This window comes from Sandaracinobacteroides saxicola, assembly GCF_014117445.1.
Taxonomy (GTDB): Bacteria; Pseudomonadota; Alphaproteobacteria; order Sphingomonadales; family Sphingomonadaceae; genus Sandaracinobacteroides_A; species Sandaracinobacteroides_A saxicola.
In genome coordinates this window covers 3,100,623-3,116,053 of the sequence record NZ_CP059851.1, presented here as the reverse complement: position 1 = coordinate 3,116,053, position 15,431 = coordinate 3,100,623, and the positions used below count along the sequence as shown (strand labels likewise).

At 67.7% G+C, this 15,431-nt stretch carries 17 protein-coding genes; 13 read left to right on the top strand and 4 right to left on the bottom strand.

Features of this window, described 5'->3' with window-relative positions:
• Positions 1-14 precede the first annotated feature (14 nt).
• From H3309_RS15635 to H3309_RS17695, 7 genes are read left to right on the top strand one after another with little or no spacing between them, the layout of a single operon-like run.
• Positions 15-752: a class I SAM-dependent methyltransferase gene (locus H3309_RS15635; protein WP_182295868.1), complete on the top strand. Its 738-nt coding sequence runs from the start codon at positions 15-17 to the stop codon at positions 750-752.
• The gene (ubiB, locus tag H3309_RS15630) at positions 753-2,288 is read left to right on the top strand and encodes a 2-polyprenylphenol 6-hydroxylase (RefSeq protein ID WP_182295866.1); all 1,536 of its coding nucleotides are present in this window, start codon (positions 753-755) and stop codon (positions 2,286-2,288) included.
• Between the two features lie 10 nt (positions 2,289-2,298).
• Positions 2,299-3,549, top strand: a complete 1,251-nt coding sequence (locus tag H3309_RS15625; protein ID WP_182295864.1) for a bifunctional phosphopantothenoylcysteine decarboxylase/phosphopantothenate synthase — start codon at positions 2,299-2,301, stop codon at positions 3,547-3,549.
• Entirely contained in the window at positions 3,536-3,985 is a 450-nt protein-coding gene (gene dut, locus H3309_RS15620) for a dUTP diphosphatase (protein WP_182295862.1), read from the top strand. Before H3309_RS15625 ends, dut begins: the two co-directional genes overlap by 14 nt.
• A complete protein-coding gene (locus H3309_RS15615; protein ID WP_182295860.1) occupies positions 3,982-4,734 on the top strand; it encodes a HesA/MoeB/ThiF family protein in 753 nt (250 codons plus the stop codon). Before dut ends, H3309_RS15615 begins: the two co-directional genes overlap by 4 nt.
• Entirely contained in the window at positions 4,718-5,062 is a 345-nt protein-coding gene (locus H3309_RS15610; protein WP_182295858.1) for a DsrE family protein, read from the top strand. The genes H3309_RS15615 and H3309_RS15610 overlap by 17 nt, the downstream gene beginning before the upstream one ends.
• Positions 5,059-6,123 carry an acyltransferase family protein gene (locus H3309_RS17695; RefSeq protein WP_182295856.1) on the top strand — a complete coding sequence of 355 codons (1,065 nt, stop codon included), beginning with the start codon at positions 5,059-5,061 and terminating at the stop codon, positions 6,121-6,123. Before H3309_RS15610 ends, H3309_RS17695 begins: the two co-directional genes overlap by 4 nt.
• A gap of 30 nt (positions 6,124-6,153) precedes the next feature.
• Here the strand turns inward: H3309_RS17695 and H3309_RS15600 are convergent, their stop codons facing one another.
• Positions 6,154-7,497, bottom strand: a complete 1,344-nt coding sequence (locus H3309_RS15600; protein ID WP_207791526.1) for an MFS transporter — start codon at positions 7,495-7,497, stop codon at positions 6,154-6,156.
• 77 nt (positions 7,498-7,574) lie between these two features.
• On the opposite strand from H3309_RS15600, the gene H3309_RS15595 reads away from it, so the two are divergent.
• The 5 genes from H3309_RS15595 (at position 7,575) to H3309_RS15575 (ending at position 12,070) form a co-directional block, all read left to right on the top strand.
• Positions 7,575-8,189, top strand: coding sequence for a glutathione S-transferase family protein (locus H3309_RS15595; RefSeq protein ID WP_182295852.1), 615 nt, complete (start codon positions 7,575-7,577; stop codon positions 8,187-8,189).
• 2 nt (positions 8,190-8,191) lie between these two features.
• On the top strand, positions 8,192-9,580 hold the full coding sequence (locus H3309_RS15590; RefSeq protein ID WP_182295850.1) for a DUF2252 domain-containing protein: 1,389 nt from the start codon (positions 8,192-8,194) through the stop codon (positions 9,578-9,580).
• Positions 9,581-9,850: 270 nt separating this feature from the next.
• The gene (locus tag H3309_RS15585; protein ID WP_182295847.1) at positions 9,851-10,141 is read left to right on the top strand and encodes a type II toxin-antitoxin system RelE/ParE family toxin; all 291 of its coding nucleotides are present in this window, start codon (positions 9,851-9,853) and stop codon (positions 10,139-10,141) included.
• A gap of 2 nt (positions 10,142-10,143) precedes the next feature.
• Positions 10,144-10,425 carry an addiction module antidote protein gene (locus H3309_RS15580; protein WP_182295844.1) on the top strand — a complete coding sequence of 94 codons (282 nt, stop codon included), beginning with the start codon at positions 10,144-10,146 and terminating at the stop codon, positions 10,423-10,425.
• A gap of 259 nt (positions 10,426-10,684) precedes the next feature.
• Positions 10,685-12,070, top strand: coding sequence for a hypothetical protein (locus H3309_RS15575; RefSeq protein WP_182295842.1), 1,386 nt, complete (start codon positions 10,685-10,687; stop codon positions 12,068-12,070).
• A gap of 256 nt (positions 12,071-12,326) precedes the next feature.
• Here H3309_RS15575 and H3309_RS15570 read toward each other — a convergent pair whose 3' ends face one another.
• Positions 12,327-13,049: an RlmE family RNA methyltransferase gene (locus H3309_RS15570; RefSeq protein ID WP_182295839.1), complete on the bottom strand. Its 723-nt coding sequence runs from the start codon at positions 13,047-13,049 to the stop codon at positions 12,327-12,329.
• Positions 13,046-14,113, bottom strand: coding sequence for a Ppx/GppA phosphatase family protein (locus H3309_RS15565; protein ID WP_182295836.1), 1,068 nt, complete (start codon positions 14,111-14,113; stop codon positions 13,046-13,048). Before H3309_RS15565 ends, H3309_RS15570 begins: the two co-directional genes overlap by 4 nt.
• A 182-nt stretch (positions 14,114-14,295) precedes the next feature.
• Between H3309_RS15565 and phhA the strand changes: the two genes are divergently transcribed.
• Positions 14,296-15,057, top strand: a complete 762-nt coding sequence (gene phhA / locus H3309_RS15560; RefSeq protein WP_398398828.1) for a phenylalanine 4-monooxygenase — start codon at positions 14,296-14,298, stop codon at positions 15,055-15,057.
• Positions 15,058-15,072: 15 nt separating this feature from the next.
• On the opposite strand, the gene H3309_RS15555 is transcribed toward phhA, so the two are convergent.
• On the bottom strand, positions 15,073-15,429 hold the full coding sequence (locus tag H3309_RS15555; protein ID WP_243453773.1) for a GFA family protein: 357 nt from the start codon (positions 15,427-15,429) through the stop codon (positions 15,073-15,075).
• Between the last annotated feature and the right edge of the window lie 2 nt (positions 15,430-15,431).

Genomic DNA, 15,431 nt, shown 5'->3' with positions numbered 1-15,431 from the left:
GCTAAGGCAAGGAGATGAGCACGCCCGAAACCGTGAGCTTCGGCTATGCCGATGTGACCCCCGCCGAGAAGACCGCGAAGGTGGGGGCGGTGTTCTCGTCGGTGGCGCGGCGCTATGACATCATGAACGACCTGATGAGCGCGGGGGCGCACCGGTTGTGGAAGGATGATTTCGTGGGCCGGGTGCGGCCGCGCGCCGGGGAGGCGATCCTGGACCTGGCGGGCGGCACGGGGGACATCGCCTTCCGGCTGGCGACATCCGGCGCTTCGGTGACGGTGGCGGACATCAATGCCGACATGCTGGCGGTGGGGGAGGAACGGGCGGCCAAGCGCGGCATCGCGGGCCTGACCTGGCGCGCCGCCAATGCCGAGGCGATGCCGTTCGACGATGCCTTCTTCGATGCGGCGGCGATCGCGTTCGGCATCCGCAACGTCACCGACATCCCGGCGGCGCTACGCGACATCCACCGCGTGCTGAAATATGGCGGCCGCTTCTTCTGCCTGGAATTCTCGACCTGCGAATGGCCGGGGTTCGCGAAGCTGTACGATGCCTATTCGCACCATGTCGTGCCGCGCATCGGGCAGGCGGTGGCGGGCGATGCGGAAAGTTACCGTTACCTGATCGAGTCCATCCGGCGTTTTCCCGACATGCAGGCGTTTGCCGGCATGATCCGCGCCGCGGGCTTCTCTCGCGTCGCGGTGACGCCGATCCTGGGCGGCGCGGTGGCGATCCACTCGGGGTGGAAGCTGTAGTTGCTGGCTGACCTGCGTCATGGGCTGCGCCTGCTGGGCGACCTGCGGCGGCTGGCGGCGCGCGGGGCCCTGCGCCCGTTCGAGGGGCATGCTGATGTACCGCTGGCCGGCCGGGTGGCGGCGCGGTTGCTGCGGTTCGGCGCCGGTGCGCCGGCGAAACCCGATTTCGCCGGTGGATTGCAGGCGTGCGGGCCGGCGGCGATCAAGCTGGGGCAGGCGCTGGCGACACGGCCCGACCTGATCGGCGCGGATGTGGCGCGCGATCTGCTGCGGTTGCAGGATTCGCTGCCGCCGGCGCCGTGGGACGAGGTGTCGGCGGCGTTCGACCGGGCGCTGGGGGGTGATTGGCGGGTGCATTTCGCCTCCATCGATGAAACGCCGGTCGGCGCCGCCTCCATCGCGCAGGTGCATCGGGCGGTGGCCCATGATGGCAGCGTGGTGGCGCTGAAGCTGCTGCGGCCCGGCGTGGAGGCGCAGTTCGAGGCGGCGCTGGCGGACTATGCTTGGGCGGCGACCCAGCTGGAGCGGCTGGGCGGCGAGTTCGCGCGGCTGAAGCCGCGGCTGGTGATCGCGACCTTCCGGCAATGGACGCTGGCGGAGCTGGATTTGCGGCGCGAGGCGGGGAACGCCAGCGAACTGGCGGATGCGGTGCGCGGCGAACCCGGGGTGATGGTGCCGGCGGTGCGTTGGGAATGGACGACACGCCGGACGCTGGCGCTGGAATGGGTGGAGGGCATCAAGCTGACGGATGTTGCCGCCATCGAGGCGGCGGGGATCGACCGCAAGGCGCTGGCGACGAGCCTGGTGCGCGGGTTCCTGCGGCAGGCGATCGGCAGCGGTTTTTTCCATGCCGACCTGCACCAGGGCAATCTGTTCGTCCGCCCCGATGGCATTTTGGTGCTCATTGATTTCGGCATCATGGGGCGGCTGGATCGGCGGGCGCGGGTTTATCTGGCGGAGATCCTCTACGGGCTTCTTGTTGGCAATTACGCGCGGGTGGCGGAGATTCATTTCGAGGCGGGCTATGTGCCGCCGCATCATGATGTGGGGGAGTTCGCGACGGCGCTGCGGGCGGTGGGGGAACCCATTCGCGGCAAGAATGCCAAGGATATCAGCATCGCCAACCTGCTGGACGGGCTGTTCGCGATCACGCGCAGTTTCGACATGGGGGTGCAGCCGCACCTGCTGCTGTTGCAGAAGACGATGGTGATGGTGGAGGGCGTGGCGCTGGCGCTGGACCGCGAGGTGAACATGTGGGCGGCGGCCGAACCCTATATCCGCGACTGGATCCGCGCCGAGCTGGGGCCGGAGGCGGCGCTGGCGGACGGGCTGCTGAAACGGCTGGGCACGCTCAGGCGGCTGCCGACGCTGCTGCGGCGGGCGGAGCGGCTGCTGCCGCCCGATGGCGCGGCGCCGCCGACGATCCCGCTGCCGCCGCTGCCGGTGCGGCGGCCGTTCGCCTGGGGGGCGACCATGATGGGCGTCGCGCTGGGGGTGTTGCTGGGGCTGCTTGGCGCGGCGGCGTTCGGCGCGTAAGGCGTGGGCCATGCAGGGCAGGCGCATTCTTCTGATCGTGGGCGGCGGGATCGCCGCCTACAAGGCACTGGAGCTGATCCGGCTGGTGCGGACGCGGGGGGGCCATGTGACGCCGGTGGTAACGGCGGCGGCGAAGCAGTTCGTGACGCCGATGAGCCTGGCGGCGCTCAGCGAATCGCCGGTGTATGAGGATTTGTTCAGCCTGAAGGACGAGGCGGAGATGGGGCATATCCAGCTCAGCCGGCAGGCCGATCTGGTGGTGGTGTGCCCGGCGACGGCGAACCTGCTGGCGCGGATGGCGGCGGGCATCGCCGATGACCTGGCGACCACGCTGCTGCTGGCGACCGACAAGCCGGTGTTCGCGGTGCCGGCGATGAATGTGCGCATGTGGCAGCATGCGGCGACGGTGGCGAATGTGGCGACGCTGCGGGCGCGGGGCGTGACGGTGATGGAGCCGGATGTCGGCGCGATGGCGTGCGGCGAGTTCGGGCCGGGGCGGTTGCCGGAGGTGGGGGTGATTGCGGAGGCGATCGAGGCGGCCCTTGCTGCGCTCGTCCCCACCCCCGGCCCCACCCCCGGCCCCTCCCCTGAAGGGGAGGGGAGAGAAGCGCTCAACGCGCCTGCGCTGGCGGGGCGGCATGTGGTGGTGACGGCGGGGCCGACGCATGAGGCGATCGATCCGGTGCGCTATCTGGCCAATCGTTCCTCCGGGCGGCAGGGGTTTGCGATCGCGGCGGCGTGCGCGGCGCTGGGGGCGCGGGTGACGCTGGTGGCGGGGCCGGTGGCGCTGCCGACGCCGGCGGGCGTGACGCGGGTGGATGTGGAGAGCGCGCGGGAGATGCTGGCGGCGACGATGGGAGCGCTGCCCGCCGATGTGGCGGTGATGGTGGCGGCGGTGGCGGACTGGCATGTGGAGGCGGCCGCCGGCAAGCTGAAGAAGGGGAGGGATGGCCCGCCGCAGCTGCGGCTGGTGGAGAATCCCGATATCCTGGCGAGCGTTGCGGCGGCGGGGCCGGCGCGACCCCGCCTGGTGGTGGGGTTCGCGGCGGAGACCGACGATGTCATCGCGCATGCCCGGGCGAAGCTCGAGCGGAAGGGCGCGGACTGGATCGTTGCCAATGACGTGTCGGGCGACGTGATGGGCGGGGCGAACAACCGGGTGCATGTAGTGCGCGCCGGCGGCGTGGAGAGCTGGGACGAGATGCCGAAGGCCGATGTGGCGGCGCGGCTGGCGGCGGGGATCGCTGATGAGCTCGGTTGAGATCGCGGTGGAGGTGCTGCCGCATGGGCTGGGCCTGCCGCTGCCGGCCTATGCCACCGAAGGGGCCGCGGGAATGGATGCGGTGGCGGCGGTGGAGGGGGATTTCGTGCTGATGCCCGGCGCGCGGGCGGCGGTGCCGACCGGCCTGCGGATGGCGGTGCCGGCGGGCTATGAAGTGCAGGTGCGGGCGCGCTCGGGCCTGGCGCTGAATGCCGGGCTGATCGTGCCGAACGGGCCGGGGACGATCGACAGCGACTATCGCGGCGAGGTGAAGGTGATCCTGGCCAATATTTCCGACACGCCCTTCACCATCACGCGCGGCATGCGGATCGCGCAGCTGCTGCTGGCGCCGGTGACGCGTGCAGCGTGGCGGGTGGCGCCTCTGGATGACACGGCGCGCGGCGCGGGCGGGTTCGGCTCGACCGGACGGACATGAACGACGCGCAGCTCGACCGCTATGCCCGGCATATCGTGCTGCGGGAGGTGGGCGGCGAGGGGCAACGCAGGCTGCTGTCGGCGAAGGTGGCGGTGGTGGGCGCGGGCGGGCTGGGCTCGCCGATGCTGACCTATCTGGCGGCGGCGGGGGTGGGCAACATCAGCATCATCGACGATGATGCCGTCAGCCTGAGCAATTTGCAGCGGCAGACGCTGTTCGGGACGGCGGACGTGGGGCGGCACAAGGTGGATGTGGCGCGGGAACGGCTGGCGGCGCTGAACCCCGATGTGCGGATCGCGACCCGGGCGACGCGGCTGGGGCAGGCGAACGCGCGGGCGATGCTGGCGGGGCATGATGTGATCGCCGATGGCTGCGACAATTTTGCGACGCGGCGCGCGGTGAGCGATGCCGCGGTGGCGCTGGGCATCCCGCTGGTGGCGGCGGCCATCGGCCCGTTCGAGGGGCAGCTGGGGGTGTTCGCCGGGCATCTGGGCGATGCTGCCTGCTGGCGCTGTTTTGCCGGTGATGCCGCCGAGCGCGAGGGCGGCACCTGCGCCGACGAGGGCGTGCTGGGGGCGCTGGCGGGGGTGGTCGGCGCGATGGCGGCGCTGGAGGTGATGCGGCTGATCCTGGGGTTCGGCGAGCCGCAGCTTGGGAAGCTTCTGCTCTACGATGCGCTGGGGCAGCGGCAGCGGACGCTGCGGGTGCCGCGCGATCCCGCCTGCCCGGCGCATGGGGGGGTGGCATGAGCGGGGCGGCATGAGCGGGGTGGCGATGATCGTGACCGAGGCACCGGGGCCGCGCTTTGCCGCCGCGGTCGAGCTGGCGGCGACGCTGAACGCGATGGATCGCGGCGTGGCGATGCTGTTGAAGGAGGGCGCGGCGGGGGCGCTGGGCAATGCGAAGGTGGCGACGGCGCTGGACATGCTGTGGCGCGACGGGGTGTGGATCGGGCTGTGCCAGAGCGCGATGGACGCGCACGGCCTGCGCGCCGCCGACCTGCCGCCGGGGGTGGAGGCGCTGGGGCTGGTGGCGTTCCTGGCGGAGCGGCCGGGGTGGCAGATCCTGCTGGCATGACGAGGGACGGAAGCCTGGATGCGTTTCGCGGGCTGACCGTGGTGCTGATGGTGCTGGTGAATGTGCAGGGCTCCCCCGCGCATGTGCTGCCCTGGCTGGCGCATGCCGAATGGGACGGGCTGACGCTGGCGGACCTGGTGTTTCCCTGGTTCCTGCTGATCGTGGGGCTGTCGGTGCCGCTGGCGCTGGACGGACAAACGTCGCCGCGATGGCCGGCCATCCTGCGGCGCGTGCTGGTGCTGTTCGCGCTGGGGGTGTTGCTGTCGTGGCTGATCCGGCCGCGGTTCGAGTTTCACGACATCCGGACGTCGGGCGTGTTGCAGCGGATCGCGCTGGTTTACCTGGGCTGCGCGCTGCTGATGCGGGCGGCGCCGGGATGGCGGCCGGCGGCGGGGGTGGCGGCGCTGATCCTGCTGGCGCACAGCCTGCTGCTGCTGTTCGTGCCGGCGCCGGGGGAAGTCCTGCCGAGCCTGGCACCGGGCATGGGGTGGAGCGGCTGGTTCGACCGGCACTTCCTGCCCGGCCGGGTGTTCCGCGGGACCTGGGATCCGGAAGGGGTGCTGTCCACGCTGCCGGCGCTGGCGTCGGGCTTGCTGGGCGTGGCGGTGATGCGGGCGCTGCGCGGCGGGATGGGCGATGGCGGGTTGCTGGCGGCGGGTGCGGCGTTGCTGCTGGCGGGGCTGGCGCTGGCGCTGGTGCTGCCGGTGAACAAGGCGCTGTGGACGGGAAGTTTCGTGCTGGTGACGGCGGGGCTGGGGCTTTTGTTCTGGTGGGGGTTGCGACGGGTTTGGGGCCGGGTTGGCGGGATGGCGGTGGCGCGCTGGCTGCTGTTGCTGGGGCAGACGGCGCTGACGCTCTATGTGCTGCACATGCTGCTGCTGGCCGTGTTGGTGCGCAAGCCGGACGGGGTGGTGAAACTTTGGGAGCTGGCGTTCGCGCCGTTTGCGGCGACGGGGCTGCCGCTGCCCTGGGCGTCTTTGCTGTTCGCGGTGGTGGCGACGGCGCTGTGCACGGTGCCGTTGCGGACGATGCAGCGAAAGGGCTGGCTGATCAGGGCTTGATCGGTTCCATGTTCGACGTGGAACATGCCATCATGGTTGTTCGACGTCGGCCAAGGGTTCGCGGTGGGCGGCGCTGGCGCGCAGGACGGGGTTGCGCCAGGCGTAGATCAGCAGCGCCGCGAGGCCGGCGGCGCCGAGCTCGTAGGGCAGGGTGGGGATGAGTTCGTAGAGTCCGATGCCGACGAAGGGCGCGGCGATGAAGCAGGCGCCGTTGACCGCAGTGACGGCGCCGGCGACGCCGCCCTGCTCCTCCGGTCCGACGGCGAGCGAGGAGCCGGCGGTGAAGCCGGGCCGGGCGAAGCCATAGCCGAGCGAAGCGAGCGCATAGGCGATGACGAGGGCGTGGAAATCGGCGGCGAAGGCGATCCAGAGCGTGCCGAGCGCCGCGAGCAGCGTGCCGTAGCGCATCAGTTGCGAGGGGTTGAGGCGCAGCATGCGGATCAGGCCCCATTGCGCCAGCAGCGTGGCGCCGGCGCCGGCCATGAAGATGATGGCGAGGAATTGCGGTGCCTGCGCGGGCGGCACCTGGATGCGGTCGATCACCAGGAAGCCCAGCGTCTGGCCGGCGACGGCCTGCAGCGATCCACTGGTGAAACCGAAAATCATGAAGGGTTTGACGCGCGGGTCGCGGACGCTGAGGCGCTCACGCTTGCCGCGGCGGGTGGCCTCTCCGGCGGCGGTGATGCTGGCGCCGGGGGCCGCGCCGCCGACCGACGGCATGGCGACGGACGCGCCGCTGGCATAGCCGCGCGTCAGGTGGATGGCATGGGTGGGGTCGTCATCGGGCAGGCCGAGTTGCAGCGCGACGAGGACGGCGAACGCGATGAGGGCGAAGCCGAACATCGGACCGGAGAGGCCGAGCGGCGCGATGATGAACAGCGGCGCGATCGCCGGGCCGAGGATGGTGCCGAGGCCGAAGGCGCTGGAGAGGGTGGCGAGCGCGGTGGTGCGCTCACCTTCCGAAGTGCGGCTGGCGACATAGGCCTGGCTGGCGGGCGACGCCGCCGAGCCGAAGATGCCGAAGATGGCGCGGGCGAGCGTGAACAGGATCATGGTGGTGACGGCGGCGAAGATGCCGTTGAGGCCGGCGACGATGATGCTGGCGCAGAGCAGCATCGAGACGCCGAAGCCGGCGACGCCGACCTGCATCAGGCGGCGGCGGCCGCGCTTGTCCGACGCCTCTGCCCAGAAGGGGGCGCTGAAAGTCCAGAGCAGGGCCGACAGGCTGAAGACGAGGGCGACGAGGAGATCGGGGATGCCGATCTGGCGGCCGATGGCCGGCAGCACGGTTTGCAGCGCGGTGTTGCCCGCCGCGGTGACCAGCAGCGCGACGAAGAGCAGCGCGAAATGCTGGCGGGGCAGGCGGTCGGTCATCGCCGCCTTCATGCGAGCCGGCGCCGGTCTTGCCAACCCCCGGCGCGCGCCGCATCCTGTGGGGAAGGGAGAAAGCGATGAGATTCTATGACAGCGTGGGGCCGAACCCGCATGTGGTGCGGATGGTGATGGCGGAAAAAGGCCTGGCCATCGAGACGGTGACGCTGGACATCCTGAAGGGCGAGAACCGGCAGGCGGCGCATGTGGCGCGCAACCCGGCGGGCGGGACGCCGGCGCTGGAGACCGACGATGGCGCGGTGATCTGCGAAATCACGGCGATTGCCGAATATCTGGAGGAGCTGCACCCCGAGCCGCCGCTGATCGGGCGGACGGCGGCGGAACGGGCGGAGGCGCGGATGTGGATGCGGCGCATCGACCTCTACATATTGGAGCCGATGGCGAACGGCTTTCGCGCGACCGAGGGCCGGCCGCTGTTCGCGCCGCGCATGACGCTGGTGACGCCGGAGGCCGGCGCGGAGCTGAAGGCCATCGCGGCGGAGAAGCTGCTGTGGCTGGACGGGCTGATGGCGGGGCGGACCTGGGTGTGTGGCGAGCGCTTCACGCTGGCGGATATCCTGTTGTTCGCGTTCGTGCAGTTCGGGGCGACCGTGCGGCAGCCGATCCCGACGGGCGCCAGCTGGCTGCCGGGGTGGCGGGAGCGGGTGGCGGCGCGGCCGTCGGCAGGAGCATGAGCATGAAGAAGGCCGAGGCGCTTTCGTCCGCCAGTTTCCTGAAGCCGCTCGCTGAGCGGGCGGCGATGGGGCGGGCGCTGCGGGCCCGGGCGCCGCGCAAGGGGCTGGGCGATTATCGGGTGCGGGCCGACCGCGCCGATCCCATCGACCTGTTGCAGGCGAACAGCGCCGGGCGGGTGGAGGCGCTGCTGCCGATCCGCTATGGCCGGATGGTGGCCAGCCCGTTCGCCTTTTACCGGGGCGCGGCGGCGATCATGGCGCATGACCTGCACGGCAGCGCCGATGCCGGCATCAAGCCGGTGATCTGTGGGGACGCGCATCTGATGAACTTTGGCGGGTTTGCCACGCCGGAGCGCAACCTGGTGTTCGACATCAACGACTTCGACGAGGCGAGCATCGGCCCGTTCGAGTGGGACGTGAAGCGGCTGTGCGCCAGCCTGGCGATCGCGGCGGCCGACCGGGGCTTCGATGCGGTGGCGCAGGCGGCGGCGGCGTGGAGCGCGGCGGACAGTTACCGCGACCATATGGGGCGGTATGGCGCGATGCCGATCCTGAAGGCTTTCTATGAGTGGATCGACCTGGAGGAGCTGATCGCCGACACCAGCGATGATGACCTTCGGCGGCTGCACCAGGCGCGGTTGCGGAAAGAGGCGGGGCGCGACCCGAACCTGCACCAGTTCAGCAAGCTGACCGAGGTGAAGGACGGTGCGCTGCGCATCAAGGAGGCGCCGCCGCTGATCTTCCACGATGCCGATTTCGAGCGGGACGCGGATTTCCGGGCGAAGGCGGAGGTGATGCTGACGCGGTATCGTGACAATCTGGCGCCGGAGCGGCGGTTGCTGTTCGACCGGTTCCGGGTGGTGGATGTGGCGATGAAGGTGGTGGGGGTGGGCAGCGTGGGGACGCGCTGCGGCATCGTGCTGCTGACGTCCGGCAATGGCGATCCGCTGTTCCTTCAGTTCAAGGAAGCGCGGGCCTCGGTGCTGGAGGCCTATCAGGGGCGGGGGCATTTCAGGCATCATGGCGAGCGGGTGGTGTTCGGCCAGCGGCTGATGCAGGCGGCGAGCGACGTGTTCCTGGGCATCACGAAAAGCGAGGATTTTCATTATTATGTGCGGCAGCTGCGGGATTCGAAGGTGTCCGCGGACGTGAATGTGATGAAGCCGGCGAACCTGGCGCGCTATGGCCGGGCGTGCGGCTGGGCGCTGGCGCGGGCGCACAAGCGGAGCGCGGACGCGGCGGTGATCAGCGGATACCTGGGGAAGGGGGACGGGTTCGCCGATGCGATGGCGCGGTTCGCAATGGGGTATGCCGAGCAGAATGCGCGGGATCATGAGGCGCTGGTGGATGCGATCCGGGAAGGGCGGGTGGAGGCGGAGACGCTGGTTTAGAGACTGTTTGATAAATCGCCCATGCCGGGCTGCAAATGGCGATTTGCTGTGCTCCGATGCTCACGACCATCAAGGTCGCTGCGCTTCGGTGCTCGCAAATCACCATTTTCGCCGACGGCCTGAACGATTTCTCAAACAGTCTCTTTGGGGCGGGGTAGGGGTTTGCCCGATTGCTGAGGGCGACGACGGTGATGATTGTCAAAACCTTATACTTAGTCATCGGTTCTCAGATGGCTTGATTGATGCGCGCGAATGTGTATTATAAGTCACATGTTTGAGGTCAGGCGGACGGGCGCATTCATCGACTGGCTGACTGGGTTGAAGGATGTGCAGGGGCGGGCGCGGATTGCAAAACGCCTTGACCGGCTGGTGGACGGCAATTTCGGGGATGCCAAGTCCGTTGGCGGCGGCGTGAGCGAACTGCGGTTTACGTTCGGCCCGGGGTATCGGGTTTATTTCACGGTGCGCGGTCAGGTTGTTGTCATCCTGCTGTGTGGTGGCGACAAGCAGAGCCAGGTGCGTGACATCGACCGGGCGATCTTGATGGCGAAGGAGGTTTGACGATGGCGATCGAAACCAAGCCGTGGGATGCCGCCGAGGTGCTGAACACGCCGGCGGACATTGCCGCCTATCTGGATGCCTATCTGGAAGATGGCACGCCCGAGGAGCTGCTGCGGGCGGTGAAGGCGATTGCCCGGTCGCGTGGCATGTCCGAGCTGGCGCGGCAGAGCGGCATCAGCCGGGAGGCGCTGTATCGCGCGTTTGGCGACAAGGGGAATCCCACGTTGGATACGCTGCTGCGGGTTATGAAGGCGCTGGGGGTTAGGCTGGCCATTGCGGCGTGAGGGGGTTTGACGAGGACGCTGTTTTTTTGAGTAGGGTCTGCGCGCCGATTCAAGCCTATCCCCAATTTGACCTCGCCTCGGCGTCGGTTTGCCGACGGATGGTTTTTTGACGTTGGTTGAAGAAGTGCGTCATTCGCTCAACCAGCGTCTGCTCCGGAAAGCTTCACATCGCTTGCGGCGACCTACGACTTCGCGTCATGCAAGGTTGCCACTCCCCGAGCACCTTGGTGTATGCGGCTGGGATGTTTAAGACCGGCCGATGGCACGCAACGACCTAGAAATTGGCCGCGAGTATTTTTGTCGCGAATTGACCAGCGGCAAAAATCTGAACGGTATTTTTCGCATCGAAAAGTCAAATATCAATGCTCGTCTGCATCAGTTGGACGATCCATTTTTCCTAAAGGAAGAAAGTATCCTTCTTCGGTTGGAGAACAACTGTTTCGTAACTATGCATGATATCTATAAGAGCATAGGCATGAATTATGATCTCACGGAGCCCAAACTTTCCTCCTACAACTGCTCGATTGGAGCGAGTATTGCGATCGTGGGTCGGGATGAGTGGAAAGAGGACGATCCGATCCGCCGTGTGAGCTTTGATATCGCCCATACGAACGATCTGCTACGCCACAGCAAGACGTTCAATGCGATGGCTGAGGCTAAAGTCGGCAAGCACCCAGACTCGACAATCTTTAAGCTCAAGGTCGGCCTGATGCAGGTCAGCGCTTGGTACGCAGCTTCGGGCAATAGTGATTTCAAGCGCGCCACCACGATCGGCGTTCGCTATTCGCTAGAGTTTGATGAACCGGTCACGATCCGCAGCTACTTGCCCTGGGTCGATTGCATCGTGCGCTTTATGTCGGCAGCGCTCGGGCATAATTTTGTACCGTCAAAAATAGAGGTGTCGCGTGTGTCCTTCGAAAACTACATGAAGGCAATTGAGGCGCAGACCTACATCGGCGATCACGTCATCAACTATATCTGGTCGGAAACGCCACCGCCGTCAGGCAGCCTATGCGTTGGGCGTGCATTCACGCATGTCCGCGATAAAAAAGAGTTAGCACACTTTATCGATTGTCTCAGGGTTTGGATTGAGCGCTACGAGGCTTGGGAAAATTCGGCCAGCCTGATGATGATGGCATTCAAAATGCGCGATGTAATCTCGTCGGAAAGACTGCTGACCTCCTGCAAATGGCTCGAGGAAATTCCCGGCGCAGACTCTGCTGTAGTCGTCAGCGCGCATGACATCGATAAGATCGCTAGTGTTGCCGCCGCTGAAGCGGACCGCCTTGGCCATGGTGAATTCAAAGATCGTGTGAAGGGAGTAATACGTGGCCAGCTGAAGACTGAAACCAACGCGCAGCGCTTCAACCGACTTGTCGCCAGTGTGCGGAAGCGCTTCGGCGAGAATGCGTTCGGGGAAACGATCATCGACGACCTGGTGCAAGCGACCAAATTTCGGTCGAAAGTGGCGCATGGGCATTTTAGCGCGGCCAACGAAAAGCAATTCAAGCACTTTGCGAAATGCACGTTTGCGATGGAAGCGCTGTGTTACCTGCTCACGATCCGTGACTTGCCGATGAAACCAGCGGGCGCGAGGCGAGCGCCCGGCACAGAAATCGTGAGCAACCACCGCCTCAACTACTAATCAGGAATGGTGCGTTGCTTCTGCAATGCTCCAGTAGCGAACATCTCCTATGTCTGCATAGCGTCACCGAAAACTGCGTATGCTGAATCCATAACAAATCAGAGGTCGGTGCTTTTGCGCCGCCGCCTATTTGCTGCAATTGAGTGGCACGCAAGGGCCGGTGACCGGGTCTTCGCCAGAAACGTCCGGAACGCCTGCGTGCCGGTATGCATGTGCGCGGGGTCGGCGCATGGTCCAAAGGTGATGTTGTCTTTGCTCAGCCCTTGAACCCCTGGGCGATGACGTAGGTTTCGCTGGATTCCTTGCGGCTGGCGGGGGGTTTGGCGTGTTTTACGGAGGCGAACTGGCGTTTGAGTTCGGCGACGAGGTGGGATTCGGCGCCGCCGGCGAGGACCTTGGCGACGAAGGCGCCGCCGGGGGCCAATATCGTGGCGGCGAAGCCGGCGGCGGCCTCCACCAGCGCCATGGTGCGCAGGTGGTCGGTGGCGTGGTGGCCGACGGTGTTGGCGGCCATGTCCGACAGGACCAGGTCGGCGGCGCCGCCCAAGGCCAGCTCGAGCTGTTCGGCGGCGTCCTCCCTGAGGAAATCCAGTTGCAGGAAGGTGAGGCCGGCGAGCGGTTCGACGGGCAGCAGGTCGATGCCGACGACGCTGCACTGGGGACGGGCGCGGAGGACCACCTGGCTCCAGCCGCCGGGGGCGGCGCCGAGATCGACGACACGGTTGACGCCGCGCAAAAGCCCGAAGCGCTGGTCGAGCTCGAGGAGCTTGTAGGCGGCGCGGGCGCGGTAGCCATCGGCCTGGGCGCGTTTGACATAGGGGTCGTTCAGCTGCCGGTCGAGCCAGCGGACCGAGGAGGCGCTGCGGCCGCGGGCGGTGCGGACGCGCTCGCGGCCGCCCTGGCTGCGGCCGCCCAAGCCACCGCCGCCACTGCCGCCGCTGCCGCCGCTTTTGCCGCCGCCTTTGCCGCCGGCGCTCATGGCCGGGCCATCATGGCGCGCAGGATGCCTTCGCGAAGGCCGCGGTCGGCGACGCGCAGGGGGGAGTGCGGGCTGCTGTCCATCACGGCCTCCAGGATGGCGGCGCCGGCGACGACGAGGTCAGCGCGGTCGGCGCCGATGCCGGGGACGGCGGCGCGTTCGGCGGGTGAGAGGGCGGCGAGGCGGGCGGCGAGCGCGCGCATGGCGGCGGGATCGGCCCAGGCGCCATCGACCTGGCGGCGATCGTAATGCGGCAGGCCCATGTTGAGGCTGGCCAGCGTGGTGACGGTGCCGGACGCGCCGAGCAGCTGCACGTCGCGGCGCATCTGGCGGGAGAGGCCGCCGAGGTGCGAGGCGACGCGGGCCTTCATGCGGGCATAGGCGGCGGTGCGGGCGGGGGCGTCTCCGGCGTCGTGCAGCTCGGTTTCGGCGAGCGAGACGACGCCCCAGGGGACGCTGACCCAGCCCTGGGTGGTGAAGCCATCGTCCCGCCGTTTCACCAGCACGACCTCGGTGGAGCCGCCGCCGATGTCGAACACCAGCGCGCGGCGGGCGGTGGGGTCGATCAGGGTCTGGCAGCCGAGGACGGCGAGGCGGGCTTCCTCCCGCGGGGAGATGACATCGAGCGCGAGGCCGGTTTCGGCATAGACGCGGGCGACGAAGTGGGCGGCGTTGGTGGCGCGGCGGCAGGCCTCCGTCGCGACGGAGCGGACATGGCCGACGCCGCGGCGGGCGAGTTTTTCGGCGCAGACGGCGAGCGCGGCGACGGCGCGGTCCATCGCGGCATCGGACAGGGCGCCGTTGGCCATCAGCCCCTCTCCCAGGCGGACGATGCGGCTGAAGGCGTCGATCACCTGGAAGCTTTCGTGGCCGCCACTGTCCTGCGCCGGGCGGGCGATGAGGAGGCGGCAGTTGTTGGTGCCGAGGTCGAGCGCGCCATAAAGGCCGCGAGCGGCGCGGCGGGGGGCATGGAGGCCCTGGGGGGGGCCGGGAGAGGGCGCGGGGATCGCGCTGTTGAGAATGTCCACCGTTGTTCCGTCTTGGTCTTCACGGATGGTTGCCATCCGCACTTGGGGACAAGGTAGCGCGGTTGGCGGGCGGCGCAAGAGTGGCAGACCCCATGGCATTTGACGGGGCCAAAATGGGGTCTGCCTTTTTTTGTTGGCGCGCATGCTGATCGGAAAACCGCTCACACTTTTCCGGCATGCGCGCTATATGGTAACGCATGTTACCAAACGCGCCCGTGGTGAAACCCGCGTCCGACGACTGGACGGTGCCGCAGGATTGGGAGGCCTACCGCCCGGAGGACCATGCGGTGTGGGACACGCTGTTCGCGCGGCAGTGCGCGCTGCTGCCCGGGCGGGTGGCGCCGCAGTTCCTGGCGGGGCTGGACGTGCTGCGGCTGTCCAGGCCCGGGATCCCGGATTTCGCCGAGCTTTCCGAGCGGCTGATGGCGCGGACGGGGTGGCAGGTGGTGGCGGTGCCGGGGCTGGTGCCGGAGGATGTGTTTTTCGAGCATCTGGCGAACCGGCGGTTCGTGGCGGGGCGGTTCATCCGGCGGCGGGACCAGCTAGATTACCTGCAGGAACCGGATGTGTTCCATGACGTGTTCGGGCATGTGCCGCTGCTGGCGGACCCGGTGTTCGCCGATTACATGCAGGCCTATGGCGAGGGCGGGTTGCGATCGATCAAGTTCGGGATGCTGGACCGGCTGGCGCGGCTGTATTGGTACACGGTGGAGTTCGGGCTGATCGCGACGGAAGAGGGCTTGCGGATCTATGGCGCGGGGATCGTGAGCAGTTTTGGGGAGACAAGGTATGCGCTGGAAAGTGACGTGCCGGAGCGGCTGCCGTTCGAGCTGATGCGGGTGATGCGGACGCCGTACCGGATCGATGATTTTCAGGAACGCTATTTCGTGATTCCGGATTTCGGGACGCTGTTGCGGGCGACAAGGGATACGGATTTCGCGCCGGTCTATGGGGCGCTGCGGGGGTTGGGGGATTATTGAGGGGGTGGGTGGGTCTTAACTGCCTGAGCTTTGATAGGCGGCGCCATCGACGAGGCGGCGGGGCAGGTCGCGCCACAGGTTGGGATCGAACATTCTGAGGTTGATGCCCATGCGGGGGTAGGTGGGGTCGGTTGGGGTCCAGTGGGTGGTGCAGCCGCAGGTCGGGCAGTGCCACAGGTCGAGGGCGCGGTCGCCCTGCTGGTAGGCGATGCCGTCTCCGTTGACCGAGGCCGATTCCGGCGGGCAATAGTGCCACAGTCCGGCGGTGCGGCGGCAGATCGAGCAATTGCATTCGCTGGCTTCGGTCGGATCGCTGCGCAGGGTGAGGCGGACCCGCCCGCAATGGCAACTGCCTTGGTGCTCGATCATCATGG